Annotated in this window: 16 protein-coding genes; 2 read left to right on the top strand and 14 right to left on the bottom strand. The window is 62.8% G+C overall.

Annotated elements, in window-relative coordinates; genetic code table 11:
* Positions 1 to 45: 45 nt before the first annotated feature.
* On the bottom strand, positions 46 to 11424 hold the full coding sequence (locus tag ACQY47_RS02105) for an autotransporter-associated beta strand repeat-containing protein (RefSeq protein WP_428555166.1): 11379 nt from the start codon (positions 11422 to 11424) through the stop codon (positions 46 to 48).
* Between the two features lie 302 nt (positions 11425 to 11726).
* Between ACQY47_RS02105 and ACQY47_RS02110 the strand changes: the two genes are divergently transcribed.
* Together ACQY47_RS02110 and ACQY47_RS02115 are read left to right on the top strand one after the other, a co-directional pair.
* Positions 11727 to 13535, top strand: a complete 1809-nt coding sequence (locus ACQY47_RS02110) for a monovalent cation:proton antiporter-2 (CPA2) family protein (RefSeq protein WP_017139633.1) — start codon at positions 11727 to 11729, stop codon at positions 13533 to 13535.
* Positions 13536 to 13607: 72 nt separating this feature from the next.
* Positions 13608 to 14165: a hypothetical protein gene (locus ACQY47_RS02115; RefSeq protein WP_017139634.1), complete on the top strand. Its 558-nt coding sequence runs from the start codon at positions 13608 to 13610 to the stop codon at positions 14163 to 14165.
* Between the two features lie 134 nt (positions 14166 to 14299).
* Here the strand turns inward: ACQY47_RS02115 and ACQY47_RS02120 are convergent, their stop codons facing one another.
* The 13 genes from ACQY47_RS02120 to ACQY47_RS02180 form a co-directional block, all read right to left on the bottom strand.
* Positions 14300 to 15019, bottom strand: a complete 720-nt coding sequence (locus ACQY47_RS02120; protein WP_428555171.1) for an alpha/beta hydrolase — start codon at positions 15017 to 15019, stop codon at positions 14300 to 14302.
* A gap of 11 nt (positions 15020 to 15030) precedes the next feature.
* Complete coding sequence (gene cobF, locus ACQY47_RS02125; RefSeq protein ID WP_428555174.1) at positions 15031 to 15786, bottom strand: precorrin-6A synthase (deacetylating); 756 nt, start codon at positions 15784 to 15786, stop codon at positions 15031 to 15033.
* A gap of 9 nt (positions 15787 to 15795) precedes the next feature.
* Positions 15796 to 16386 (bottom strand): histidine phosphatase family protein, encoded by a 591-nt coding sequence (locus ACQY47_RS02130; RefSeq protein ID WP_428557412.1) that lies wholly within the window; start codon positions 16384 to 16386, stop codon positions 15796 to 15798.
* 105 nt (positions 16387 to 16491) lie between these two features.
* Positions 16492 to 17472: a LysR family transcriptional regulator gene (locus ACQY47_RS02135; protein WP_017139638.1), complete on the bottom strand. Its 981-nt coding sequence runs from the start codon at positions 17470 to 17472 to the stop codon at positions 16492 to 16494.
* Positions 17473 to 17525: 53 nt separating this feature from the next.
* Positions 17526 to 18467: a peptidylprolyl isomerase gene (locus ACQY47_RS02140; RefSeq protein WP_176991098.1), complete on the bottom strand. Its 942-nt coding sequence runs from the start codon at positions 18465 to 18467 to the stop codon at positions 17526 to 17528.
* On the bottom strand, positions 18464 to 18943 hold the full coding sequence (locus ACQY47_RS02145; RefSeq protein ID WP_099549256.1) for a YbjN domain-containing protein: 480 nt from the start codon (positions 18941 to 18943) through the stop codon (positions 18464 to 18466). Before ACQY47_RS02145 ends, ACQY47_RS02140 begins: the two co-directional genes overlap by 4 nt.
* A gap of 19 nt (positions 18944 to 18962) precedes the next feature.
* Positions 18963 to 19592, bottom strand: coding sequence for a DNA repair protein (locus ACQY47_RS02150; RefSeq protein WP_169986393.1), 630 nt, complete (start codon positions 19590 to 19592; stop codon positions 18963 to 18965).
* 18 nt (positions 19593 to 19610) lie between these two features.
* Positions 19611 to 21311, bottom strand: coding sequence for a putative porin (locus tag ACQY47_RS02155; protein ID WP_099549255.1), 1701 nt, complete (start codon positions 21309 to 21311; stop codon positions 19611 to 19613).
* Positions 21312 to 21353: 42 nt separating this feature from the next.
* Positions 21354 to 22055: an energy transducer TonB family protein gene (locus ACQY47_RS02160; protein WP_428555181.1), complete on the bottom strand. Its 702-nt coding sequence runs from the start codon at positions 22053 to 22055 to the stop codon at positions 21354 to 21356.
* A 3-nt stretch (positions 22056 to 22058) separates the two neighbouring features.
* Positions 22059 to 22484: an ExbD/TolR family protein gene (locus tag ACQY47_RS02165; protein ID WP_017139644.1), complete on the bottom strand. Its 426-nt coding sequence runs from the start codon at positions 22482 to 22484 to the stop codon at positions 22059 to 22061.
* 11 nt (positions 22485 to 22495) lie between these two features.
* Entirely contained in the window at positions 22496 to 24295 is a 1800-nt protein-coding gene (locus ACQY47_RS02170; protein WP_428555184.1) for a DUF2341 domain-containing protein, read from the bottom strand.
* Positions 24296 to 24318: 23 nt separating this feature from the next.
* Positions 24319 to 25899 carry a ShlB/FhaC/HecB family hemolysin secretion/activation protein gene (locus ACQY47_RS02175; RefSeq protein ID WP_428555187.1) on the bottom strand — a complete coding sequence of 527 codons (1581 nt, stop codon included), beginning with the start codon at positions 25897 to 25899 and terminating at the stop codon, positions 24319 to 24321.
* Positions 25900 to 25961: 62 nt separating this feature from the next.
* Positions 25962 to 26555, bottom strand: coding sequence for a transposase (locus tag ACQY47_RS02180; protein WP_017139647.1), 594 nt, complete (start codon positions 26553 to 26555; stop codon positions 25962 to 25964).
* Positions 26556 to 26587: the final 32 nt, after the last annotated feature.

The raw sequence follows: 26587 nt of genomic DNA on the forward strand, positions 1-26587 counted from the left end.
AAAAAAAAACCGCCCTTTCGGGCGGTTAAAAATACTCGGCTTTGATCAGAAACCGAGGGAGAAGCTGATCGTCATCGCATGGTCTTTATCGTTGCGCGACAATTGGCCGGAATAGCCCAGGCCCAACTTGCCATTCTGACTGATCTGGTAGTCCACGCCCGCTTCCACCACCGCGCTGTCCTTGGCGATCGGCACACCTTGGGTGCTGAACGATGCACCGCCGTTGATAAAGCTCAGGTCGGCATCCGGCTTGGTGTCGCCAAAGGCATGACGCCAGCCGATGCTGCCCCGTGGGGTGATTTTCGAGCCGTTGCCCAAGGTGATGGTTTGGCCGATGCGCACGCCCAGGGTCGAGAAGGTCACGTCCTGATCGGCATCACCGCGCAGGGCCGCCGAACCGCCTTTCTCCTTGATCGTATCGCTGTCGTAGTTGACGTAAGCCAGGCCGGCGAACGGTTCTACTACCACTTTGCCGGTTTCAATGGTGTAGCCCACTTCACCGAACACTTGCGCGCTGCGCGCTTTGTAGTCGGCTTTGAGGCGTTGCCCCACGCCGCCTACGGCCACATCGCGTTTGCTTTCGATGTCGTGCCAGCTGTATGCCACGCCCATGCGAGCGGCGAAGGCTTCCTGCTGGTACGCGGTGTAGGCCATCAAGTGGTAGCTGTCGACGTCGGCGCTGGAGCTGCGGCGCTTGGCGTCCAGGTCGCTGCGGGTGTAGCCGGCGGCCACACCGACGCGCCAGGCGTCATCCACTTGTTTGTCGGTGCCGAGCAGGAAGCCGCCGAGGTTGCGGTCCAGCTTGGCGGTGTTGCTGTCGCCGCCCATGTGGCCCCAGGTGCCCAACACACGCATCCAGCCGACCATTTCGCCGTGGCAACCGGCGCTGCTCAGGCGGTTTTCGCTGGGCGCCAGGCTGTTGCGTGGGTCATCTTCGCGGTAGCAGCCGGGCTGACGCAGGCGCTCGTTGACCGCGTCACGCACGTAACGCGAATCTTCGAGCATGGCGCTGGCGGTGCTGGCATGAATTTCCCCGGACAAACTGTCGAACGCGGCGCGCGCCCCGGCAACATTGGAGTTCAGCAGCGCGTTCTGCACCGTTGCGCCACCCACCGCGGCACCGCTGTCCAACGCGGCGGCCACGCCACGTTGGTTACCAGTGGCTGCCACGCTGGCGTAGCTGACGTTGTTGCGGCTAACCGCCAGCGCCACCTGAGTAGGGCTGTAGTTCAACGCGGTATTGAGGAACGCCAGGTTCTCCAGGTTGGTGGTGCCGAAGGTGCCGTTCACTGCACCCGCCGTGAGCAGCGTGTAGGTGGCCGGGCCGGCGTACGGCGCCAGGTTGACCACATTCAACGTGCCGCCCAGGTTCGCCGTACCCCCAACGGCCAGGGAGCCGGTCGACGATGGGGTGATGAGCAGGTTCAACGCGCCGGTACTGCCATTAGTGAAGTTACCGGCCACCGTCAGCTTACCGTTATCAGGTGTGACGCTGCCGTTGTTGACCAACGCGCCGACGCTGCCGTTGCCGGTCAGGCCTGCACCGTTGGCGACGGTCACCTGCCCACCAAACACCGCGCCTGGGTTGGCCGCGTTGCCGACTTGCAGTACGCCCTGGTCCACCGCCACCGTGCCGCTGAATGGCTGGTTGCCGGTCAGCAACAGCGCGCCGGCGCCTTGTTTGGTAATGCTGCCGGTTCCGCTCAATACACCATTAAAGGTGCCGTTAGTGGGTTGGACAAACAACAGTTGCGCATTGTTGAGGATGCGACCCTGCAAGCTCAGCGTGTTACCGGCCAGCGTACCGCCACTGACGGTCGTGCCACCGGAATAGGTGTTGGCGCCGGTCAACAGCAAGGTGCCGGCGTCAAGTTTGTTGATCGACCCGGCCCCCACGATTGGCGCAGCCACTTCGGTAGTGACGCCCGAATTGACACGCACCACTGCCGCACCGGTTGGCGACAAGGTCCCACCTGCGCCTGCCGTCAGCGTGTAACCAGGGTCAAGGAATTGCAGGCCAGTAAAGCCTTGGTTGCCGACCACAGTGACAGTACCGCCCTGCCCGCCGAACACGGCAAACTGGTTATTTGACGCCTGGCCCTGGGTACCGGTTGGATCGGTCCAGTTGGTGCCTGGGCCCCAGGTACCACTGCCCCCGGTGATAGTGCCGTCAGGGTTGGTGGTGCCGCCGTTCCAGAACTGGATTTGCCCCGGCGTGGTTTGCACCAGCAGGTTCAGTTGGTTGGCCAGCGCCGTTTGCAGGCTCAGATTACCCACGCCGACCGGCAGCGAGCCGAGGGTCAGGCCGTTGTCGGTCAAGGCGCCGCCGTAGCGGAACAGTTGATAAACGCCGAGTCCGAAGCCCCCGGCATCGGTAACGTTGAGCGTGCCATCAAGGGTCAGGTTGCCCGCCACATTCACCGCCGTGGTGGATGCGCCAGGCGCGCCGAGGGCGAAGTCCAGGGCAGTGCCCGACGACAACGCCAGCGAACCCACCGACAGCGGCGTCGCCGCCCCGGCCTTGAGGGTCGAGCCATCGGCCATCGTCACAGCACCGCCCAGGCTGCCGCTGCCGCCAAGGGTCGCGCCGCTGGCTACCTGCACCGCTGCGCTGTTCAAGGTGCCGTTGACCAGCAAGCTGCCGGCGTTGACGTTGGTGTTGCCGGTCAAGGTGTTGTTGCCAGTCAACAGCAACGCGCCGGTGCCGGTTTTATTCAGCACGCCTGCGCCGGTAAGGTTGCCGGTGTAGGTGCCATCGGTGCCTTGCTCGAAGGTCAGGGCCGCATTGTTGGCAATCGCGCCTTGCAAGCTGTTGGTGTTGCCGGTGGTGGTGCCACCGTTAAGGGTGGTGCCGCCGCTGTAGGTGTTGGCGCCGGTCAACAGCAGCGCACCGTTGCCGTTTTTCACCAGGCTGCCGGTGCCGCTGACCACGCCGTTAAGCGCTAGTGCATTGCTGCCGACCAGGGTCAGCGGCCCACTCAGGCTGATGGCGTTGGCCAGTTGCAGGTCGGTGCTGCCATCCAGCGCCGCAGCGCCGCCGACGGTGAGCGCGCCGCTGCCCAATGCGGCGTTATTGCCCAGGGTCAGTTGCCCGGCGTTCAGGCCGGTGCCGCCACTGTAGGTGTTGGCGCCGTTGAGCGTCAGGGTTGCCGCGCCTTTTTTCAGCAGGCTGCCATTGCCGCTGATACTGCCGTTAAGCGTCAGCGCATTGCTGCCGCCGATGGCCAGTGCACCATTGAGTACCGCAGCGTTGCCGAGTGTGACGGCCGCGTTGCTGTCCAGGGTGGTGCCGTCGGCCGCCGTCAGTGCGCCACTGCCCAGCGCGCTGTTATTGCCGACTACCAGCGTGCCGCCATTGAGCGCAGTGCCGCCGGTGTAGGTGTTGGTGCCGTTAAGCACCAAGGTGCCAGTGTCGAGTTTGGCCAGGGTGCCAGCGCCACCGAGCGTGACGCCCAACGTTGCGGTGGCGTTCGGGTCGACACGGATCGCCGTGTTGCCGGTGCCGCCATTCACCAGGTTGAGCACGCCCGCCGTGCCGGAGGCCAGGTTGTAGCCATCGGTAACGAACTGCATGCCGGTGAGGTTTTGCGTGCCCTCCACGGTCACGTTACCCGCCGCGCCCTGGAACACTGCAAAGCTGTTGTTCCAGTTCTGGTTGAGGGTGCCGTCAACGTTGGTCCAGTTGGTGGTGCCAGTGCCCCAGGTGCCGTTGCCGCCGTCGATGGCGCCGTTGCCGATCAGGTTGGCGCCGTCCCAGAACTGCACGGTGGTATTGGGCGCAGTCACCAGCAGGTTGACCTTGTTGCTGATGGCCGTCTGCACTTGCACATCGCCCGGAATCACACTGCCCGGCAAACTGCCAAGGGCCAGGCCATTATTGGTGAGTGCCCCGCCGTAGTTGATGATGTTGTAGACGCCGCTGCCAAAGCCGCCGATATCGGTGACGTTGAGTTTGCCGCCCAAGGTCAGATCGCCGCCGACATTCAGCAGCCCGCTGCCACCGCCCACCACCGGCACGCCGAGGCCGACGTCCAGGTTGGCGTTATTACCCAGCACCAACGAGCCCACCGACAGCGTGCTGCCGGCGTTCAGGCCGATGTGCCCGCCATCAGCCACCGTCACCGCACCCGCTAATGAGCCAGTACCGGCCAGCGTCGCACCGTTGTTCACCGCCACCGTGCCACTGGCCAGTGAGCCGCTCACATTTAAAGTGCCGCCATTGACGTTGGCCGCGCCGCTGATCCCATTGGTGCCGCTCAGGTTGAGCACGCCGGTGCCGTTTTTATCCAGGTTGCCGGCACCGTTGAGCGTACCTGCGAAGGTGTTGTCGAGGTTGCTGCCACCCACCGCCAGCGTGCTGCCGCCCGCCACTTGAATCGCGCCGGTACCGGTCAGGGTATTGAGGCTGGCATTGCCACCCAGGTTGAGGCTGGCACCGCTGCCGACGTTGACGCCGGAGGTGTTGCCCAAGGCCGCGTTACCTGTAGTGGTCACACTGCCGCCGAGCACATTGAGTGGACCGGTGAAGGTGTTGTTACCACTGAGCAGCAAGTCCGCCGCGCCATTTTTGATCAGCGCCGCATTGCCGGCCAACACACCCGCCAGGGTCAGGTTGTTGTTACCGGCCACACTGAGGTCGGCATTCAAGTTGACGGCGTTCGCCAGTACCAGCGGCACGCTGTTGTCCAACGTACTTGCTCCATTGACGGTCAAGGCGCCGGAACCCAAGCCCGTGGCATTGCCGACAGTCAGCGTACCGGCCGCGAGGGTGGTGCCGCCGCTGTAGGTATTGGCGCCGTTGAGGGTCAGGTTGGCAGTGCCGTTCTTGATCAGCGATCCGGTGCCATCGACCACACCGCCAAGCGCCAGGTCGTTGCTGCCAACCACGGTCAGCGCAGCATTGAGCGTGGAGTTATTGGCCAGCGCCACTGCGGCACTGGTATCCAGCGTCGCTGCGCCGTTGACGGCCAGGCTGCCGGTGCCAAGTGCCGAACCATTGCCCAGTACCAAGCCACCTGCGTTCAACTGCGTACCGCCGAGGTAAGCATTGTTGCCGTTGAGTGTCAGGTTGCCCGCCCCACTTTTAGCCAGGCTGCCAACCCCGGTGACCAATCCATCAAGGGTCAGGTCGGCGCTGCCGAGAATGCCCAGGTTGCCCGCCAGGTTCACGGCGTTTGCCAGGGTGGCTGCACTGCTGGTATCGAGCGTGGTGCCTGCCGCCGCATTCAGCGCGCCGGTGCCCAGCGCAGTGTTAGAGGCCAGGATCAACCCGCCGGCGTTCAATGCCGTCGGCCCTGCATAGGTGTTGTTGCCACTCAAGGTCAGGCTGGCGATGCCGTTTTTGATCAGGCTACCGGTGCCGGCCACGCTGCCGGCCAGGGTCAGCGCGTTGCTGCCGCCGACTGTCAGCGTGCCGTTGACGTTCACATCATTGGCCAGGCTGACAGCGGCATTGCTGTCCAGGGTGGTGCCATTGGACGCGGTCAACGCACCGCTGCCCAACGCACTGTTATTGCCGACCACCAACGTACCGCCATTGAGCGCGGTGCCGCCGGTGTAGGTGTTGGCGCCATTGAGCACCAAGGTGCCCGCATCCAGCTTGGCCAGAGTACCGCCGCCATTGAGGGTGACGCCCAGGGTCGCGGTGGCATTCGGGTCAACGCGCACGGCGGTGTTGCCGCCGGTGCCGTTGAACAAGGTCAAGGCCCCCGCCGTGCCGCCGACCACGTTGTAGCCGTCGGTGACAAATTGCAGGCCGGTAATCGCTTGGGCGCCGTCCACGCTGACAGTACCCGCCGCGCCCTGGAAGACCGCAAAGCTGTTTGGCGCCCAGGCTGCGTTGAACGAACCGTTGACGCCTGTCCAGTTGGTGGCGCCGCTTGTCCAGGTACCGCTGCCGCCCTCGATGCTGCCATTACCGGTGGTTTGGCTGCCATCCCAGAACTGCACGGTGGTGTTGCCGTTGACCAGCAGGTTGATCTGGTTGCCGATTGCTGTTTGCAGGTCCAGGTCGGTGGCCGGGATATTCACCGGCAAGCTGCCCAACTGCAGGCCGTTATTGGTCAGGCCGCCGGTGTAGTCGATCAACCGGTAGATACCGGGGCCGAAGCCACCGATATCGCTGACATTCAGCGTGCCGTCCAGGGTCAGGTTACCGCCCACATGAATCAGCGCCGTGCCGCCGGTAGACGGGGCGCCGAGCCCGGCATCGAGGTTGGAGTTGGTATTGAGCACCAACGAGCCGACTGTCAGGGTGTTGCCCGAGTTGACGGCCAGGTGGCCACCGTCGGCAATGTTGACGGCCCCCACCAGGGTGCCGGTGCCGCCGAGGGTGGCGCCATTAGCCACATTCACGTTGGTACTGGCCAGCGCGCCGTTGACCAGCAGGCTGCCGGCGTTGACCTGGGTGTCACCGGTCAACACGCTGAGGCCGCCGAGGGTCAAGGCACCGCTGCCGATTTTGTTAAGACCGCCCAACCCGGCGAGTACGCCGCCGAACGTGCTGTCGAGGTTATTGCTGCCGACACTCAAGGTGCTGCCGGTGCCAACAACGGCCACGCCGTTGCCGGTGAGTGCACCCAGGCTGGCCGAGCCACCCAGGTTCAATTGCGTGCCACTGCCCAGGTTGACCCCGGCGCCTGCGCCCAGCGCGCCATTACCCACGGTGGTAAGGCTGCCTGCTTGCACATCGAACAGGCCGGAGAAGGCGTTGTTGCCAGTCAGGGCCAGGTCGCCAGTGCCGGTTTTGATCAGATTGGCGCTCCCCCCCACCACACCCGCCAGCGTCAGGTTGTTATTCAGGCTGCCCACCGTGAGGTTGGCGTTGACATTGACCGCATTGGCCAGCACCAGTGGCGTGCCATTGTTTAGGTTGGCCGCGCCGCCCACCGTCAAGGCGCCCGTCCCGAGGGCTGTCGCGGTGCCCAGGGTCAAAGTACCCGCATTGAGGGTCGTTCCGCCGCTGTAGGCATTGAGGCCATTGAGGGTCAGGTTGGCCGCGCCATCCTTGACCAACGCGCCGGTGCCCGTGAGCAGGCCGCCCAGGGTCAGGTCATTGTTGCCAGCCACCGTCAAGGCAGCGTTCAGCACAGCACCATTGCCGATGCTCAGCGCGCTGCTGTTATCGAGCGTCGATGCACCACCCACCGTCAGGTTGCCCAGGCCCAGCGCGAGGTTATTGCCCAGGGTCAATGTGCCCGCGTTCAGCGTCGTGCCGCCGAGGTAGGTATTAGCACCATTGAGGATCAGGTTGGCTGCGCCATTTTTCGTGAGGCTGCCAGCACCATTGATTGCACCGCCCAAGGTCAGGTCAGCCGTGCCGCCTATACCCAGGTTGCCTGCCAGGTTGATCGCGTTATTGGCAGTGACCGCCGCACTGGCATCCAGTGTCGTGCCGCCAGCCGCATTCAACGCGCCAGCGCCCAAGGCATTGTTGGCGGCCAGGATCAGCCCACCCGCGTTCAAGGCCACAGGCCCGAGGAAAGTGTTACTTGCGCCCAGGGTCAAAGTGGCCGCGCCGTTTTTGATCAGGCCGCCAACGCCGCTGATCCCGCCATTAAGGGTCAGCGCGTTGCCGCCCGCGACAGTGGTGTCGCCGTTCAAGAGCACCGTGTTGCCCAAGGTGATGGCAGCATTACTGTCCAGTGTCGTCCCGGCCGCTGTCGTCAACAGGCCGCCGCCCAGTGCAGTGTTGCTACCGACGATAAGCGCGCCGCCATTGAGCAAGGTGCCACCGGTATAGGTGTTGGCGCCGTTGAGCACCAGGGTGCCGGTGTCGAGCTTGTTCAAGGTGCCGGCGCCATCGATATTGACCCCGACGGTCGCGGTTGCGCCCGGATCTACACGCATCGATACATTGCCACTGCCGCCATTGATCGCAGTCAATTGCCCGCCTGCGCCGCTGACCAGGTTGTAGCCGTCGGTGACAAACTGCAGGCCGGTAAAGGCTTGCGGGCCTTGCACGGTGACCGTACCGGCAGCACCGGTGAACACCGCAAAGCCACTGGACCAAGGTGAGTTGGTCAAGCCATCGGCGGACGTCCAGTTGGTACCGCCGGCGGTCCAGGCGCCCGTTCCGCCATCCACCACGCCGTTGGCGATAGCTTGGCTGCCGTCCCAGAAGCGGATATTGGGCGCCGACACCACCAGGTTGACCTGGTTGCCGACCGAGGTTTGTACCAGCAGATCGCCGAGGCCATAACCCACGGGAACACCGGCTACCGTCAGGCCACCGGTCAGGCCGCCGGTGTAGTTGATCAGGCGATAAGTGCCCGCGCCAAAACCACCGGCATCGGTGACGTTCAGGTTGCCGGCGAGCGCCACGTTACCGCCGACATTGAGCAAGGAAGTGAGGGATGGCGCACCGAGGGCAACATCCAGGTTGCCACCCGCGACCATGTTCAGTGCACCGGCTGACAAGGTATTGCCGCTGCTCAAGGCCAAATGGCCGCCGTTATTGACGTTCAGCGCACCCAATAACGAACCGGTACCGGTCAGCGTACCGCCGTTGTTGACATTGACCTGGGCGCTGGCCAGGGAACCACTGAGGTTCAAGGTGCCTGCATTGATCGCCGTGTTGCCAGTGACGCCATTGATGCCGGTAAGGTTGAGAGTGCCGGTGCCGACCTTGATCAGCCCGCCAGCGCCACTCAAATCACCATCAAACGTACTGGTGGTGTTGACCCCGCCAACGGTCAAGCTGTTGGCGCCACTCAGTTGCACGCTACCGCTGCCGCTCAAGCCGGCCAGGCTGACGTCGGTGGCCAGGTTGACCCCGGCGCCCGCACTCACGTTAACCCCGGAAGTGCTGCCCAAGGCATTGGCATTGAGCAACGTCAGGCTGCCGGAGACCACGTTCACGGCGCCGGTGAAGGTGTTGTTGCCGGCCAGGGTCAGGTCGGACAAACCATTTTTGATCAGGTTGCCAGCGCCGCTGACCACGCCGTTCAGGCTCAGGTCGTTGTTGCCGGCGATCGTAAGGTCAGCATTCAGCGCAAGGGCATTGCCGATGCTAAAGGACGCGCTGGTGTCCAGGGTCGCCGCACCGCCGACGGTCAAGGCGCCGCTGCCCAGGCCATTGGCGTTGCCCAGGGTCAAGGTCCCGGCATTGAGGTTGGTGCCGCCGCTGAAGGTGTTGTTGCCGTTGAGGGTCAGGTTGGCCAGGCCACTTTTGGTCAGCGGCCCTGCCCCACTGAGCACACCCGCCAGGGTCAGGTTATTGGTACCGCCGGCCGTCAACCCGGCGTTGAGCACAACGTTGTTGCCCAGGCTGAATGCCCCGCTGCTGTCCAGCGTCGACGCGCCGCCAACGGTCAAGTTACCCAGACCCAGGGCTGAGTTGGAGCCCGCCGTCAGGGTGCCCGCATTGAGCGTGGTGCCGCCCAGGAAGTTGTTGACGCCGTTGAGCACTAGATTGGCGGCGCCGTTTTTGGTCAGGCTGCCAGCGCCATTGATCGTACCGGCCAGCGTCAGGTCGGCGGTGCCGCCAATGCCCAGGTTGCCGGCCAGGTTGACCGCGTTGGCGAGGGTCACCGCCGTCGTGGCGTCCAGCGAAGTGCCCGCAGCCGTATTCAGCGCGCCCGTCCCCAGGGCGGTGTTGGTGCTGAGCAACAAACCGCCGGCATTCAGCGACGTTACACCGCTGCGGGTGTTGTTACCGGCCAGGGTCAGCAGGCCCGCGCCGGTTTTGGTCAGGCCGCCGACGCCGGACATCACGCCGCTCAGGGTCAGTGGGTTGGCGTTGAGCAGGCTGAGATCGCCGGTCAAGACGACATTGTTGTTCAGTAATGAGGCGCCACTGGTGTCCAGGTTGGCAGTACCTGTCACATTCAGGTTGCCGCTGCCCAGGGCATTGTTATTGCCCAGCACCAGGGTGCCGGCGCCCAGGTTGGTGGCGCCGCTGAAGCCGGTGTTGACGCCATTGAGCGTCAGGCTGCCCGCGCCGCTCTGGGTAAGCCCACCGTTGCCGGTAATGGCGCCGTTCAGGCTCAGCGTACCGGCCACATCGGTCGTCAGGTTGTCGTTAAGCGTGAACGTGTTGGCAAGGCTGACTGTGCCAGGCGCCTGCAAAGTCGATGCGGCCGTGACGGTGACAGCGCCGCTGCTCAGCGCCAGGTCATTGCCCAACTGCACCGAACCGCCGGACAGCGTGGTGGCGCCGGTGTAAGTGTTAGCGGCATTGAGGATCAGTTGACCCGTGCCCGTCTTGGTCAAGCCGCCGGTGCCCGAGAGCACGCCGCCCAGGGTCAGCCCGGTATTGGCGCCCTGGACGGTCAACCCGCCGGTGCCCAGCGTGAGCAGGTTAGCCAGCGTCAGGTTATTGGCCGTTGCCTCGATAATCCCGCCATTGGCGGTGATTGCCCCAGTACCGAACGTCGCACTGTTATCGAACTGCGAAATGCCACCATTGAGCGTTGTGCTGCCGCTGACCAACGGCCCCTGCAACGTCCAGGTGCCGCCGTTGATGGTCAGGTTGTTGAAGTTGACATAGGTGGCGCTGGACGCCGTGCCAGTGCCGCTGCTGCCGGTGGCGCCGGGGTTTTGCAGGATCAAGGTGTTGCTGCCGTTTGCGCCGCCATCCACCTGGCCGGTGGGGGCAAACGTCAGGTTTACGCCCAACAGGCCGCCGAGGCTCAAGCCGATACCGCCACCCGAGGACACGCTCGACCCGGTCACCGCCGTAAAGGTGTTGGTGCTGTTTGCTCCCATCGACACGCCGCCGGAAATGGTCCCGCTGTTGACGAAGGTATTACCCAAAGTGGACGCCTCGAAGGCAACCCGCCCGGTGAGCGTGCCACTGTTGGTCATGTTGACCTGGCCGCCACCTTGCACGGCGACCACTGGCGTGTCAGAGGCAAACAACGTAAGACCCAGCAACGAACTGGAGCCGAGGGTGCCGGCGTTGGTGAGGGTGGTGGTGCCACCGACGCCATTCGTGACGTTCAGCGCCGCACCACCCAACGAAGTCAGATTAAGCCCCAGCAGTGCGCCGGTACCGCGGATGATCCCGGTGGCCGTGTTGGTGATATTCACCGTACTGGCCGCGGTATTGCCCACCACCACACCGCCACTGAGCACGGATACAAACCCGAGCAGCGCCGGGTCGATGGTGCCGGAGTTGTTCAGTGTGGTGTTGTTACCGGTCAGGTTCAACGCAATGCCGCCCAACGTTGCGTTGAGCTGCGCGCCAGGGTTGACGTTGACCGTCAGGTCATTCACCGCACTCGAGAAGGTGTTCAGAAACAGCGGTAACGACGGCACCCCCGTACACGTCACCGTGGCACCCGCCGTGGGGCTTGCGGGCGAGCAGGCCGCCATCGCTTCGGGGCTTGCAAGGCCCATCACCAGCCCCGCTACGCCGAGGCGAATAGCAAGAGAAAGCGCAGAAATACGAGGTACAACGGCAGTAGCAAGTCTTTTATCCACGCTCAACTCCTTGTGGTCCAAGCCTTTCATCCATGGGTGCGTACAAACTCAACTTTATTGACCCACACGCATCGAATTCGAGATACCTGACCGTGGTGACAATTGATCCAATTTGTCGAAACGGTAGTAGACCTACAGAAAAGTCATTGAATTAAATGGTATTAATACTTTCGTAAACTCCCTGTCAGAATGGGATTACAGCCAGCATCCATTGACTGTCGCGACATAAATACAAGTTTCCAAATGTAAAAAAGGCGCTAATAACGCCCTGTTGATTCGCTTTAAAGATCTGGGAGATCTCAATGCCCCATGAAGGCAACCTGTTACAAGCAGCCGTGGTGTTCCTGCTCGCCGCTGTGTTGACCGTGCCTTTGGCCAAGCGCCTGCAATTGGGCGCCGTGCTGGGCTATCTGTTTGCCGGTGTGATCATCGGCCCGTCCGTGCTGGGCCTGGTGGGCAACCCGCAGAGCGTGGCGCAATTTTCTGAACTGGGCGTGGTGTTGCTGCTGTTTATCATCGGCCTGGAGCTGTCGCCCAAACGTTTATGGGTGATGCGCAAGGCGGTGTTCGGCGTCGGCCTGGCCCAGGTGGTGCTCACCGGCGTGGTGATGGGCGTGGCGGCGCTGTGGCTATTTGGTCAGCCGTGGAACAGTGCAATCGTGCTGGGCCTGGGCCTGGCGCTGTCCTCCACTGCCTTTGGCCTGCAAAGCCTGGCCGAACGCAAGGAACTCAACCAGCCCCACGGGCGCCTGGCCTTTGCCATACTGCTGTTCCAGGACATCGCGGCGATCCCGCTGATCGCCATGGTGCCGCTGCTGGCCGGCAGCGATCACCCGACGACCGAAGCCCAGGGCGTGCAACACGTGCTGCAGATACTGGGCAGCATCGCCGTGGTGATCATCGGTGGGCGCTACCTGTTGCGCCCGGTGTTTCGCATCGTCGCCAAGACCGGCCTGCGCGAAGTGTCCACCGCCACCGCGCTGCTGGTCGTTATCGGCACCGCGTGGCTGATGGAACTGGTGGGTGTGTCCATGGCCCTCGGTGCCTTCCTCGCCGGGCTGCTGCTGGCCGATTCGGAATATCGCCACGAGCTGGAATCCCAGATCGAGCCGTTCAAGGGCCTGCTGCTGGGCCTGTTTTTTATCAGCGTGGGCATGGGCGCCAACCTCAGCCTGCTGCTCAGCACGCCGTTGATGGTGATCGGGCTGACCTTGCTGCTGATCGGCCTGAAACTGCCGCTGCTGTACGCCGTGGGCCGGCTGGTGGGTGACCTCAACCGCGAAAGCGCCTTGCGCCTCGGTATCGTGCTGGCGGCGGGTGGTGAGTTTGCCTTTGTGGTGTTCAAGATCGGCCGCGACCAGGGCCTGTTCGAGCCGCACCTTTACGATGTGCTGGTGCTGACCATCACCTTGTCGATGGCGGTGACGCCGCTGCTGTTGCTGGTGTGCCCCAAGCTGTTCAAACACAAGGCCAAGACCGTGGAGGTGCCGGAGGAATACCGCACCATCGAAAGCGATGCGCCCCGCGTGGTGATCGCCGGCATGGGCCGTATGGGCCAGATCGTCGCGCGGATCCTGCGCGCGCAAAACATCTCGTTCATTGCCCTCGACACCTCGGTGGAAACCATCGAGCTGACCCGCAGCTTCGGCGGCATGCCGGTGTTCTACGGCGACCCGCAGCGCCCGGAAATCCTACATGCAGCCAAGGTCGACCAAGCCGAGTTTTTTGTGATCGCCATGGACGACCCGGAAATAAATATCAAGACCGCCGCCCTGGTGCGCAGCCTTTATCCGCACATGAAAATCATCGCCCGCGCACGTAACCGCCAGCACGTTCACCGCCTGGTCGACCTGGACGCCTCGCCGGTGCGCGAGACCTTCTACTCCAGCCTGGAAATGAGCCGTCGCACCCTGGTCGGCCTCGGCTTGAGCCAGGCCCAGGCCGATGCACGCATTGATCGATTCAAAAACCACGACCACCAGTTACTCGCCGCTCAACACGCGGTGTATGACGACGCGGCCAAAGTATTGCAATCGGCCCAGGAAGCCCGCACGGAACTGGCGCGGCTGTTCGAGATGGACCGGCTTCAAGAGGAGTCCGACAAGGTGTGAACTTAGGGATGAACGATATTGCGAAATTTCTGACAGAATACGCCGCAATTTCGTTCATCCCTGGAGCGTTTCATGGCCACTTTCACCAAGACCGCCGTCCTGCTGGCCCTTGCGCTTACCGCCGGTAGCGTGTTCGCCGCCAGCAAGTCCCCTGCCACCCAGACCATCTCGACCTTGGGCGGCAAGTTCACCTTCAACCTGCCCAAGGCTTTCGTCGCTGACACGTTGCCGACTGGCAAGGTCGAGGATGGCACCGCCGATACCCAAGGCACGCTGTACGCGAACTCGACCACGAAAAGTGTCGTGATCGTCGCCGAAACCGTGCGCAACGATGGGGCAACCATCAAGGATAATGACCCGCAGTTTCTCGATGGTGCCGTGGCGGACTTCGTCAAGGACCAGAGCGCTGCCCTGCCCGACTTCAAGAAGCAAAACGAGAAAAAGCTGACCTTCAAAGGCCTGGGCCTGCGCCAGGTGGACAGTACGGCGACCCAAGGCGGTGGCAAGACCCTGAACTCCACATTCCTCGGCGGTTCGGGCAACCATCTGCTGGTGATCCAGGCGATTTCGCGGGCGGATGATGTGAAAGGACATGCTGAGCTGGTGAAGCAGATTACCGGCGGCAAGTAACCTGGTTTAACAAACAACACACATCAACTGTGGGAGCTGGCTTGCCTGCGATAGCTATTTACCAGTCGACCTATTGGGTGACTGATACACCGCTATCGCAGGCAAGCCTGCTCCCACATTGTTTAACCGCGTTTTTACTTCAAACTATTTTCCAGCCAGGCTTTGAGGTCCTGTATTTCAGCCGCGCTCACGGTATGCGGCATGCCCATATACCCATGAAACTCAGGCTTCAGCCCCAGCCCCAGCAACACCTCATTGGCGCGGGTGGCCGACGCATACGGCAGCGCCTGGTCCAAGGTGCCATGGCCGATAAAAATCGCCAGCTTATTCAATGACTCATCAGGCTTGAGCTCAGCCTTGAGCACCGGCAACACGCTGCCACTCAGCGCCGCAATCCCGCGCACCATGGCAGGCTTTCGCAAGCCCACCTCATACGCCATGATCGCGCCCTGGCTGAACCCCACCAGGAACACCCGATCGCTTTGTGTGTGGTACTTGGCCATGGCCTTGCTGACAAAGTGTTCAATCAGCTGGGCGCTGCGCTGCAAATCCGCCGTCTCGCCGTCGTAATCACCCTCCCCGGGCTTCTTGGCAAACCAGCGATAACCACTGGGGTCCACCGGCATCGGCGCGCGGGCCGACAAATAGGTCCAGGTGGACGGCAACGCGTCCTTGATGCCAAACAAGTCTTCTTCGTTGCTGCCAAACCCGTGCAGGAAGATCACCAGGGGTTGGTTGCGCGCATCACTCTGCGTCTGCTCCAGGTAGGCTAACGGCAAGTCCGTGTGCAAGGCATCATCGGCGTGGGCGGCACCGGCGACTAACGCCAGCGCCAGGGCGAACAGTTTGAACATGGGCATCAACCTCAGGGTTTGCGCAACAGATACGTGTCCATGATCCAGCCATTCTCCAGGCGCGCAGCCTTGCGCACCCGTTGGATTTCGTCGGCCACTTCACTGACTTTGCCGCTGATCAGTATTTCATCCGGGGTGCCCAGGTAGGCTCCCCAGTAAATATCCATATCCTGGTCGGCCACAGTGCGGTAGGAGTCCTCGGCATCAAGCATCACCACCAAGGTATCTGCATCACTTGCCTGCCCCGCTGCCAGCCGGCGCCCGGTGGTGATCTCGATGGAGCGGCCGATACGGTTGAGCGCCACCTTATGCTGAGCCGCCAGGGCCTGCACGCTGGTGATGCCGGGGATCACTTCGAACTCAAACTCACAACGGCCGCTGGCCAGAATCGCCTGCAGGATGCGGATGGTGCTGTCGTACAGCGCAGGGTCGCCCCACGCCAGGAAAGCGCCCGCTTCACCGTCGGCCATTTGCTCGTTGATCATGCGCTCGAAGGTCAGCTGCTTGTCGCGGTTCAGGTCCTGCACGGCGGTGGTGTAGTCGATATTACCGCGCACGCGCTCGGGGCAGTCGGCCTCGACGAAACGGTAACCGGGCTCGGTGATGTAGGTTTCGCAGATCTCACGGCGCAGGTCGATCAACTTGTCTTTGCTCTGGCCCTTGTCCATCAAAAAAAACACGTCGGTGCGGTTCAGCGCCTTTACGGCCTGCATCGTGATGTAGTCAGGGTTGCCGGCGCCAATGCCGATGATCAGGATGCGTTTCATGGGGTGCTCTCATTGCGGGGCGTGGATTTTGCCATGTTCATGGCATTCGGCGTGAGTTTCCAGGCGCAGGCGCCATACAGTGTTGAAGCGCAGCTCGGTGGCGGACAGCGGCTCGACGTCGATCAAGTAGAACTTCGAGAGGGGAAATTGCATGACGTACAGCAGGGCGGCACGGATCACGAAGGGGTGGGTGACGGCCACGACGTGGCCGGGGTGGCTTTCGAGGGATTTGATCCAGCGCCCAACCCGCGTGCAGAGCTGCTCTACCGATTCACCGCCATAGGGTGCGGCGGCGCTGTCGGTCATCCAGGCCGCCAACGCATCGGGGGCCAATTGATCGATGGCCTGGCCTTTCCAGGCGCCGAAATCAACATCACGCAAAGCATTTTCGATCTGCGCGTCGGCACCGAACAGGCCCGCCGTCTGACGGCTTCTGGCCTCGGGCGCGCTGACTAACCGCGTGGTTTTCTTGAAACGCCCGGCCAGGGATAACGCCGCTCCTTGCCAATCCATCGCGACAGACTCGTCATCGGGAAAACGCCCGCGCTTTTGCAGCGGCGTGACGGCATGGCAAATCAAGGTCAACCGGGTGGCCTGCATCACTCTTCACTCTGTTTCATGGCGCAGTCCGCGGAGACTGGCGAGGTTGTCTCGATATATTACAACACACATGAAACAGGATGCCTCTCGGTACTCAGCAGCCCGTCAATCAAACCACTCCCGCCGCCCTTCAAACGTCCCCACAATCAGCTCCACCACCATCCGCACCGCTTCAGCATCATGCGCCTGGGCATTCACCGCCAGCCACACCTGACGCTGCATGGTCTCGCCCATCAACCCGGGCAACGCCACCAACCCACGGTCGAAGCTGCCCATGTAGTGCGGCAGCAGGCCAATGCACGCGCCGCAACGAATCATCTCCAGCATCAGCGAATAGGCCTGCACTTTCACCACCGCCGCCAAGCGCTGTTCGACCACGCTGTTCCAGGGTTGCAAGGCCTCGACCTGCACATCCGGCTGCCACTGCACCAGCATGTAGTCATCCAGGTCTTCCACACTGTCCGGGCGCGTGGTCAACCGCGAATAGCGCTTGGCGATATGCGGCAAATACTGCAAAAGCGCCAGGCGCCGCGGCGGCTCGGTGGCAAAACTCGGCCCAGGCACCGGCCCGTCGGCATCCGACAGCCATAACACCACGTCCACATCCACCGCCTGCAACGACAATTGGCTGTCGATGGAGATGATCTCCAGACGCACACTGGCATTGCGGCGCAACAACGCGATCAGGTCGCGGCCGAGGATGTCATGCAGGATCGGCTCAGCAACGGCCAGGCGTATCAGCGGCTGTTGCACCATCACCGGCAGGCGCCGCTCGCGAGCCAGGCTCACCAGTTGCGCTTGCAGTTGCAAGCCGTCGCGGCTCAGCGCCAAGCCATTGCCTTGATAGCTGAACAGTGAACGGCGCAGTTGCTCTTCCAACTGCGCCAGGCGCTTGCGCAACAGCGTGGCCTTGATATTCAAACTGCGCGCGGCTTGCATAAAACAGCCACACCGCGCGCTGACCAAAAAGTAGCGCACCACCTCCGGCTCGATCTCCTCTGCCAGGGCCAGCCAGGCGCTGCGCGGCTCGTTTGGCGCGCGATAGGCTGCAGCCCCCTGGGGGCCGGACGGTTCTAAATATGCCATGGGAGACTCCCTGTCGTGTCGGTCGATACATCCAGTGCCAAGCCTGGCCGGTGTTATTCCAGCACCTTGTTCAGCTCGGCACCGTCAATGCTCAAGGTCGCGGTATTGAGCATGCCTTCCAGGTAGGCCTTGGCGATCTGTTCCTGGCGTTGGGCGCGCAAGGCTTGGGTGAGGCGTTCGCGCAGCTCATCAAGGCTGGCGGTGCGTGCCGGTTGCTGGCCGGTCAGTTTGAGCACATGAAAACCGGCCGCGCTTTGCAGCGCATCCGACACCGCGCCGACTTTGAGGCGCGAAACCACGCCACGTACTTCCGGCACCAGTTGCTGCAACGGTTGCAACCCGGAGTCACCGCCTTGTTGAGCGGTGCCAGGGTCCTGGGAATATTGCGTGGCCAGGGCGGCAAATTCAGCCGGTGCAGCCTGGGCCTTGCGGCTCAGTTCCTGGGCCTGGCGGCGCACGCTGTCGAGGTTTTGCGGGTCATTGACGGCGAGGAAAATCTGGCTGACCCGGTACAACGGCGGCGTCACCCATTGGGCCTTGCCGCTGTCGTAGGCCTGCTGCAATTCAGCCGCGCTGGGGTAGTCGGCCGGCACTTGGCTGACCGACAGCATGTAGTCACGGAACACTATCTGCTCAGTGGCGGCGCGGGTCTGCTGCTCCACCTCCGGGCGCTGGCGCCAGCCCTGGGCATCCGCCTGTTCGAGCACGGCTTTTTGCGCCAGGCGTGAACGAATCCAGGCTTCCAGTGCGCCACGGTTGCCGCGCAGTTGTTCGCGGGTTTCAGCCGGCAAGCCGGCCAATACGCGTTGCAGTTCAGGCAGGTCGATCTGCTGGTTACCCAGGCGCGCCACCGCCGGGCCTGCGCCTTCGGTGTTCACGCCCGGCGCCGGCTGCTGAGCGGCGACCGGGTCAGCACCCGGTCGCAGACTCAACCCTACCGCCACGACCAGCAATGTCAGCGCACCGGCGCCGACCAGCAGGGTTGGTTTTTTCACAGGACAGGCGCCTCTTCATCCACCGGTGCTGCGGCCGCCTGGGCCTGCAATTGCGCGGCTTGCTGGCTGTAATCGCGCAGGTACACGATAAATTCCTGCAGCAGTCGGTCCCACAATTCCAGTTGGCTGCGCAGGTGCGCGGCGCCCACGCCGGCCACCACCACGTCCATTTCCATCAGCAAAAATTCACCCTGCAACGACAGGCGGGCAAAGCGCCGCGAGGCGTTCCACACCTCGGCCAGCCCCTTGGGCAGTTCACCTTGTACTCGCAGCGCGCAGCTGTAGGTGAAGTCCACGTAGCTGCCCTGCTCGGCCGCCGCGTTACCAAAACGCACGGCAAAACCGATGCCCTGGCTGGCGCTGAGCAGTTGCACGATGCCGTTCTGTTCGGTCTGGTTGACCCGGTAGCCGGCTTCCTGCAGCAACTCGGTGAGGCTTTGCGGGGTGACGCTGGAGATCAGTTGAACATCGCTCATAGTGTCTCTTCCTTGTTGATCATTGATTAAGGGCGGTGTGCGGAGCATCAAACCGATTAAGGTATAGCTCATCTCCAAAACCCTGGGCCAGTTCCTCGAACTTGACCCGCGCGCTGCTGGCGAACGGCTGGCGGATGCTCATCACCTCGGCCACGTCGATTTTTTCGTAAGCCGCCAGCAGTTGCCGGGCCACGCCGTACATCTGTTGATTCTTGGCTGAACATTGCTGCACTTGTGTGTCACGTTCGCTCAGTTGCGCCTGCAGGCGGGCACGTTCGGTTTCCTTGCCCTTGGCCAAAACCAAGAGCTCGTCATAGGCCTTCTTGAACTTGCCGATCTGTTCATTGCTCGCCGCCACCTGGGCTTGCGCCTGGCTGTGCAGGCTCTGTTGCTGGCCGGCCAATTGCTCGGCCGCACCCCGGGCCTTTTCCAGCTCGGCCGTCAATTGCTTGATCTGCGCCTGGGCCTGCTTGGCCTGTGCTTCGGCGGCGATACGCGCGGCACTGGCCTGGGCCTGCTCGCTTTGCAACGCCTGCAACTGTTGGGTAGTGCTACGCAGTTGAGTGCGCAGGCGCTCCTCCATGCCTTCGGCCGAAGCGCCCGTGGCCACCAGCACCAGCAACAGCCCGCCTAAGATTCGCGTGTTCATGTGGCATCTCCCTGCGCATCAAAAGCGCGTGTTGAGTTCCAGTTGCATCACATCCACTTCAAACGGCGCGCCATACACTTCGGAGGCGCTCAACCAACGGGCGCTGGCGTAAATGTTCTTGTCGATGCCGTAGTTGCCGCCCACGAAATAGCCCTTGGCGTTGGTGCCGCCCAGGTGAAACGAGGAATCATTGAAGCCATCCGGCAAGGCGTCGGGCTGGATGTATTTGTAGCCGGCCAACAGGTTCCAGTCGCCGCGCTTGCGCATCTCGAACGCGTTGCCGAGGGTGAACTGCACCATCGCCGCATTGCCGCCGCTTTCAAACTGGCCCTTGCTGTTGATGTTGTTGACGATCTGGCCTTCGCTGCGCTTGAGCATCTCGCCCTTGTCGTAGGCCAGGTTGTGGATGTAGTTGCCTTGGGTACGCAACTTGAAGTCACTGGGCAGCTCGGCGTCCCAGGCCAGGTTCAGGTCGAGCACGTCGAACTTGGAGGCCAGGCCCACAAACTGCGGCTGCGGGGTCAACCCAGGTGTGGCCGGGTTGGGGGTGATATCGCGCAGCAGGAACACGCTGTTGCCCTTTTGCATAAAGGCCAGGCGCGAGCCGTCGCTGTCGCAGGCGGGTTGGCCGGCCCACGGCCTGCACGGGCTGGAGCGTTGGCCTTCGATATCGTCGAAGTGGTAGTACGCCATCGCACCCTTGAGGCTGTTGCTGCGGTTGATCTTCCAGTTGGCGCCAACCTGGCCGCCGAACAGCCATTTGGTGTCGCTGTCTTCCTTGTCGAAACCGTTGCTGCTGGACGCGTCGGAGGTGTACTCCACGGGGAATACGCCGAGGGTGCCGAATACGCCCCACTCGCTGTTCAGCGCATGGTTGAAGTTGGCCGCAATACCATCGAAGTTTAGGTCCGGCGAGTACAAAATGTCGGTGGAATAGAACGGGTTGGCGAAACGCCCGGCGGTGAGGGTCACGTCCGGGGTGGCTTTCCAGCTCAGGTAACCCTGGTCGAGCCAGATGTCCTTTTTACCGAAGCCGCCGCCCAGGGTCTGGGTGGTGGACACCGGGTTATTGTCCGAGCCGGTGCCGATGCGGATACCGGCGGTCCACTCCGGCGTAATCAGCGCTTTCATGCCCAGGCGAGCGCGCAGGCGAAACAGGTTTTCGCGGTCTTTATTGGCGTTAAGCAATGGCGGCAACTTGGTGTTGGTGTCTTTGTTGACGTCATACGGGCCGCTTTCATTGAGCTTGGCGTAGTCGACGATTTCGTTGCTGTTGTTGCCCGAGAAGTAGCGCGACTCGTCACGCAGGCGAATATCGCCGTCGAAGCTGACACGCGACACCCAGTCCGGGAAAGTATTGGGCTGCGCCCAGTTTTCCTGCTTGGCGGTGGCCATGACTTCGGCCTTGACCTGGTCACGGATCTGGTCACGCACCGCTTGCGGCACGTACTGCACGCGCACATCACCAGGCGCCGCCGTCGGGCCGCTGGCAACCACCGGCGCAGCAGCGGCTTGCCGGGCCTGCTGGGCTTGTTGTTCGGCCTGGGCGATCAGCCCGTTGGCGGCGTCCTGGGTCAGCACACCTTGCTGCACCAGCAGGCGGATCAGGTTGATCGTGACGTTTTCCGACGGTGCAACCGGGGCAGCCGTCGCCTGGCCAACCAGGGTCGCGATGACCATGCCGACCGCCAGGGTCAGTCGATTCACGGGGGAAATCATGTATACGCAACTCCTGTAAAAAACTGCAAGAAATGGGTGTGATCAATCCGGGCGTCGGCCCTTGAGCGACAGGCGCACCGGCATCGTCACGGCTGCTGGAACGCGTTGTGTGGCATGGGTTGCGCGCAAGGCGGCGAGCACTTGCGCGTCGGTCTCGGCATCGCCGCTGGACTTCACCAGCTCTGCACGCACAACCTCGCCTGCGGCGCTCAGCCACAAATCGGCCTGCACCGCATACGCCTTTTTGCGTAACTCGGGGTCATCCCTCAGCAGCCGTTGAAACAGCCCCGCCAGGTACTGCTTGTAAGTACCGGTGCCCAAACCACCGCCACCGGAACCGGCCATGCCGCCGCCCTTGCCGGCGCCGATGTTGAACGCGTCGTTGCCGGACTGCGCATCGCCATCGATCTGCATCGGGTTGGCCAAATCATCGGCGGGCGAAGGCGGTGCTTCTTGCGCCGGCTTGACCTCTTCGGGCTCAGGCGTGGGCACCGGCTCCGGGATTTTTTCTTCGACCTTGGGCTCAGGTTCCTTGGGTTTTTCCGGTGGAGGCGGCGGCGGTGGCGGCAACGGGATAATGGTCGGCACCTTCGGCGCTTCGCGGCGCACGCCACTCATGTCATTGGCCCACTGCCACAGGAACCAGGCCGCCAGGGCGGCCAGCAGCAGGCCAGCGCCCCACTTCAGCGGGCGCAGCAGCTTGTTCTTCACGGGCATGGGCGGCATCGGCATCTGTGCGGTCATGGTTCAACCCTGGCTCGGCTTGCCGGTGACCAGCCCGACCTGGGACAGCTCCAGCCGGCGCAGCAAGTCGAGCACCTCGATCACCTTCTGGTACTGCACCATGGCGTCGCCGCGCACAATCACCGGGAAGTCCGGGTTCTGCGCCTTCTCGATGCGCAGGCGCTCCTCCAGCTCGCCCAGCGTCACCGGGTAGGCGTCGAGAAACACCTGGCCGCCGTCGTTGACGGAGATGGCCTTGGTCTTGGCCTCGGACAGCGATACCGAAGCACTCGCCTTGGGCAAGTGAATCTGGATACCCGACACCTGGGCGGTGGCGGTGAGGATAAACATCACCAGCACCACCATCAGCACGTCCACCAGGGGCGTGATGTTAATAGTGTCGACGGCGGCGTCATCGTCATCGTCGTGGGCGGCATTTACGGAAGCCATGCTGATTCTCCTCAGGCCGGAACGGAGGCGTGGTGGCCGCGCGAGTGGGCGGTTTCACTGAACTGGCTCTCGCCGTGCATTTCCGCCAGGCGGGTGATGAACTCATCGACAAATACGCGCATATCGGCGCTGACTTCCTTGTTGCGCGTGATCAGGCGGTTGTAGCCAAACAGCGCCGGGATCGCCACGAACAGGCCCATGGCCGTGGCCAGCAAGGCGGCCGCCATGCCGGGGGCGATGGCATTGATGTTCACGTCACCGGCCATGGCCGTGCCGAGGAACACCACCATGATCCCCAGCACCGTACCCAGCAGACCGATGTAAGGGCCGCCGGCGATGGCATTGGAAAGGGTCGACAATTTGGAGCTCAGGGCCTGGTTTTCGCGAGTACGCACGCCGTCCATGGAGCAGCGGATTGCTTCGATGGTGGCCGCCGAAACCGATGAGGTATCTGCGCCCTGGGCACGGCGGGTGCGGATCTCCTTGACCGCCACCAGGTACAGGCGCCAGAGCGAAGAGTGGCCCAGGCGCTCGGCCAGTTGGGCGTCATCGGCATACATTTCCAGGCGGGTGCCGATCTGCGCAAAGTGCTCACGGAAGATCTCGTTGGCACTGCTCACGCGGCCGACCTGACGGTTCTTGCGCAGCATGATGAACCACGACTGAATCATCATCGCCACCAGCACCAGGATGATCACCCAGGCGTCAATCGGCACGGCCTTGAGCAAAAAGCCCAGGCTGCCGAAACCGAAGCCCGACTGTTCTTCATCCACGCCATACGCCACCAGCTTGGATTCGGCACCCTGGGCGCTCGCATCGGCCAGCAGCAACGCAGCCGGGCGCGACACTTTCGAGAGGCGCAACTCATCCATGGCGCCAGCAAACGGCAGGTGCGTACTGCCCGCCTCCGGCACATCGGCACCGATCGCCGTCTGTGTAGTGAAGGCCGGCACGGCCACGGCCAGGTTCGCGGTTTCGCGGCCATTGACGTACAGCGCGACCTTTTCGCCCTCGGCGGTGAACGCCAGGTGTTGCCACTGGCCTGGGTTCAACGGTTGGGTGGAGACCGCGCGCTGGCCGTCGATTTCCACAAACGGCGTGCCTTGGTTCAAGCCCAGCAACAGGCTGTGGGGGCCATCGCGACGGGCCAGGACGATTTGCTCGCCACTGGCCTGGTCCAGGCGCAGCCAGGCACTGAAGGTCAATGCACTGCCGGCGGCGTGTTGCAGGGATGGGCTGGCCGGCAGCATCAGCGGCTGGCCGCCAAACTGCAGGGCGCGGCCGATCACCCCATCAATGCTGGCGCCGGTGGCGTTCAGCGCGGTGTTGCTGTAGGCCGTGGTGTCCCGGGCCGGGGTGCCGTTGGCCCCGTCAAAATGGTAGACGCCGGTGTAGTTCGGGTCGAAGGTCAGTTGGCCGTTGGCGATGGCCGGGGCTTTTTGATTGCCGTAGTACATCCAGATTTCCTGGCGCTGGCCGCCTTCGACCTTGGGCACGTCGACCCAGATCAGCGCCATGCCCATCAGCGGGTCGAAGCTTTCGATCTGGTGATTGAACACGGTCTTGTCATCGGCGCTGACAAAGCGCAGATCACTGCCATCCTCCTTCACCCCATCGAAGGTGAAGTTGCCGGTGTGCAGACGCACCAGCAGCGCGGTGCGGCCCAGGGCTTGATTGATGGCCGCGCCTTGTGCGGTAGTGTCCACGGTAATCTGTTTGCGGTAGTGCCAATCGTCCTGCCACCAGGCATGGGCGGTGGCCGGAAGCGCGAAGCCCAGGCAGATCAACAGGCTCAGAAATAGGCGTTGCATGGTGAAGTCTCCGGGAGAAAAGGTCAGAAAGTCGCCTGCACACTGAAGTGCAGTCGCGAGTCCTGTTTCTGGGTGTTCGGTCCATCGAGCAGCGGGTAGCCCCAGTCCAGGCTGCCGGATAACCATTTGCTCAAACTGGCGCGGGTGCCGAGGCCGACACTGGCCAGGCTGTATTCGTCTTCTTGCTCGGCCAACGGCTTTTGCAGGCGCAGGCGCGCGCCTTCGGCGAACGCGTAGAAGCGCCATTCCTGCACGTAGCTGCCAAGAAACTTGGCCAATGAGGGCGTGCGCATTTCCTGGGAGAACAGGAGGCCCTCGTCCCCCGTGCGCTCTGCCGCCAGGTAGCCGCGCACCGAAGTGGCACCACCGGCGGAATACTGCTCGTTGGACACCAGCGGCCCGGAGGCCAGTTGGAAACCGCCCTTGGTTGCCGATTGCCAATCACTGGCGAAGGTGTAGGTGTACGTCGTGTCGCCTTTAAGCACCGCAAAACTCGGGCTGGCCTTGTAGCGCTTGTATTCGAATTCCTGGGCATCGCTGCCGTAGCCGAAGAACGCACGGGTGCCGACCACCAGGTTCAGGCCCAGGCTGAGGGCCGATTGCTCGCTGTAGCGATAGCCGTTATAGCCGAAGGTGAACGGCGCATATTTGAGCGGCACCATGTCGGCATTGCTGCCCAATTTGAGCTGCTCGTCGAAGTCCTTGAAGTCCACGCCGAAGGAGAACGAATTGGCCCAGTTATCACTGGCCGGCAGGTTGTAGATCGCCGACACACCGTAGGAATGGCCTTTGCCCAAGACGTTGCTGCCGCCGATGGTGGCGATGTTGCTGTCGGACTGGTAGCCGGAGAACTGCAAGGTCCAGCGCTCATCCAGCGGCGCACTGTAGGAACCCGACCAGACCTTGGCATTGCTGCTGTCCTGGGGCGCGGTGAAGTAGGTCAGCGAGATGCTGTGGCCCAGTTGCCAGAGGTTGTCGTAGCCCAGGGTCGCCACCGTGCGCAGCTTCTCGGTGTCGGCGCTGTAGTCGTTGTTCAGGCCGATGCTGGCGTGCCAGGGGTTCTGGTCTTCCACTTGCAGGTCCACGTCCATGGTGCCTGGCCGCGCGCCTTCGCGTACCAGCGGCGTGACCTGGCGCCCGACGCCCCGGTTAAGCCCGGCGAGCTGGGTTTGCACACTGGCAAAATCCGGCACCGCGCCCTCCTTGAGCGCCGGCACGTCTTCGCGAATTTCCACCGGCGAATAGTGTTTGGCGCCGACCACGCGCACGCGGCCGACCTTGGTTTCGCTGACTTGCAGGTAGACGATGCCGTCATCGACCTTCTGCTCCGGCAGCTCCACAAACACCGACTGATAGCCACGCGCCTGGTAGATCTTTTGCAGCGCATCGCGAGCGCCTTCGATATCACCGAGCGTCTTTTGCGGGCCCAGGAACGGGTACACCGCTTCCTCGATGGCCGCCGCATCCAGCACGGTATTGCCGCGCACGAAATATTCGTTGACGTCGACCCGCCGCGCTGCGCCCTCCTCCTCGGCCAGCGCGGGTTGGGCCAAGGCCCCCAGCGTCAGGCACAGCGCCAGCGTTGACTTGAACAGATGCTCCACACTGCCCCCTGGTTGTCTAAAAAAGTTGCGCGCCTTCACCGATTGCACGGCGTTCGGCCTGCTCAATTGCTGGTGGTCGAAAGATGGCTGTGTCGGGCCAGCCAGGTGTGCAACAAGGCGAAGTTCAGTGAGAACTCCGGCATGTGCAGCAAGGCGCCACAAAACACTTCACCGATGATTTTCTGGATCAATTGCACCGCCTGCGGGTTGTTCAGCAGGCTGGCGATGTCACGCTGCAGGGCGTGCAGGCTCCACACCTTCTGGGTCAGGTCGAGGCCGACGAACCAGCGAAACAGCAGGTTGTAATTGAGCTGCTCGTGCAGTTGCTGTTCGCTGGGCACCGAATACAGCAGCTGCAGCAACAGGATGTGCACCACGGTGTGCGGCGCGATCAACATGCCCGGCTCGGGCTGGAGCCAGTCGCGGTACTGTTCGAGCACGTCGTCGATCTGCGGGCGCAACAACACCAGCGAGTGGCCCGCCGGAATGTAGCTGGAGACTTCCTTCAAGGCGCCTTGCCAATCGTCCTGGGAGACGATCCACACCCACGGCGCGCCGTAGCGGTATACCGAAACCGGCTTCTTGCGCGCGGCTTCGACGATCTTCGACAGGCGCTGATCGAGCTCCTGCATGCCGACTTTCGAATAACGTTCCATAGTTCCCATTGCCCCACTCCTGGCGTCCTGCT

It is taken from the genome of Pseudomonas edaphica, from assembly GCF_965277385.1.
Classification (GTDB): domain Bacteria; phylum Pseudomonadota; class Gammaproteobacteria; order Pseudomonadales; family Pseudomonadaceae; genus Aquipseudomonas; species Aquipseudomonas edaphica.

Coding starts and splice junctions, on each gene's coding strand:
- ACQY47_RS02170 (WP_428555184.1), bottom strand. CDS start 24,295: ATGCAACGCCTATTTCTGAGCCTGTTGATCTGCCTGGGCTTCGCGCTT.
- ACQY47_RS02145 (WP_099549256.1), bottom strand. CDS start 18,943: ATGAGCGATGTTCAACTGATCTCCAGCGTCACCCCGCAAAGCCTCACC.
- ACQY47_RS02130 (WP_428557412.1), bottom strand. CDS start 16,386: ATGCAGGCCACCCGGTTGACCTTGATTTGCCATGCCGTCACGCCGCTG.
- ACQY47_RS02155 (WP_099549255.1), bottom strand. CDS start 21,311: ATGATTTCCCCCGTGAATCGACTGACCCTGGCGGTCGGCATGGTCATC.
- ACQY47_RS02180 (WP_017139647.1), bottom strand. CDS start 26,555: ATGGAACGTTATTCGAAAGTCGGCATGCAGGAGCTCGATCAGCGCCTG.
- ACQY47_RS02120 (WP_428555171.1), bottom strand. CDS start 15,019: ATGTTCAAACTGTTCGCCCTGGCGCTGGCGTTAGTCGCCGGTGCCGCC.
- ACQY47_RS02135 (WP_017139638.1), bottom strand. CDS start 17,472: ATGGCATATTTAGAACCGTCCGGCCCCCAGGGGGCTGCAGCCTATCGC.
- ACQY47_RS02160 (WP_428555181.1), bottom strand. CDS start 22,055: ATGACCGCACAGATGCCGATGCCGCCCATGCCCGTGAAGAACAAGCTG.
- ACQY47_RS02165 (WP_017139644.1), bottom strand. CDS start 22,484: ATGGCTTCCGTAAATGCCGCCCACGACGATGACGATGACGCCGCCGTC.
- ACQY47_RS02115 (WP_017139634.1), top strand. CDS start 13,608: ATGGCCACTTTCACCAAGACCGCCGTCCTGCTGGCCCTTGCGCTTACC.
- ACQY47_RS02150 (WP_169986393.1), bottom strand. CDS start 19,592: ATGAACACGCGAATCTTAGGCGGGCTGTTGCTGGTGCTGGTGGCCACG.
- ACQY47_RS02110 (WP_017139633.1), top strand. CDS start 11,727: ATGCCCCATGAAGGCAACCTGTTACAAGCAGCCGTGGTGTTCCTGCTC.
- cobF (WP_428555174.1), bottom strand. CDS start 15,786: ATGAAACGCATCCTGATCATCGGCATTGGCGCCGGCAACCCTGACTAC.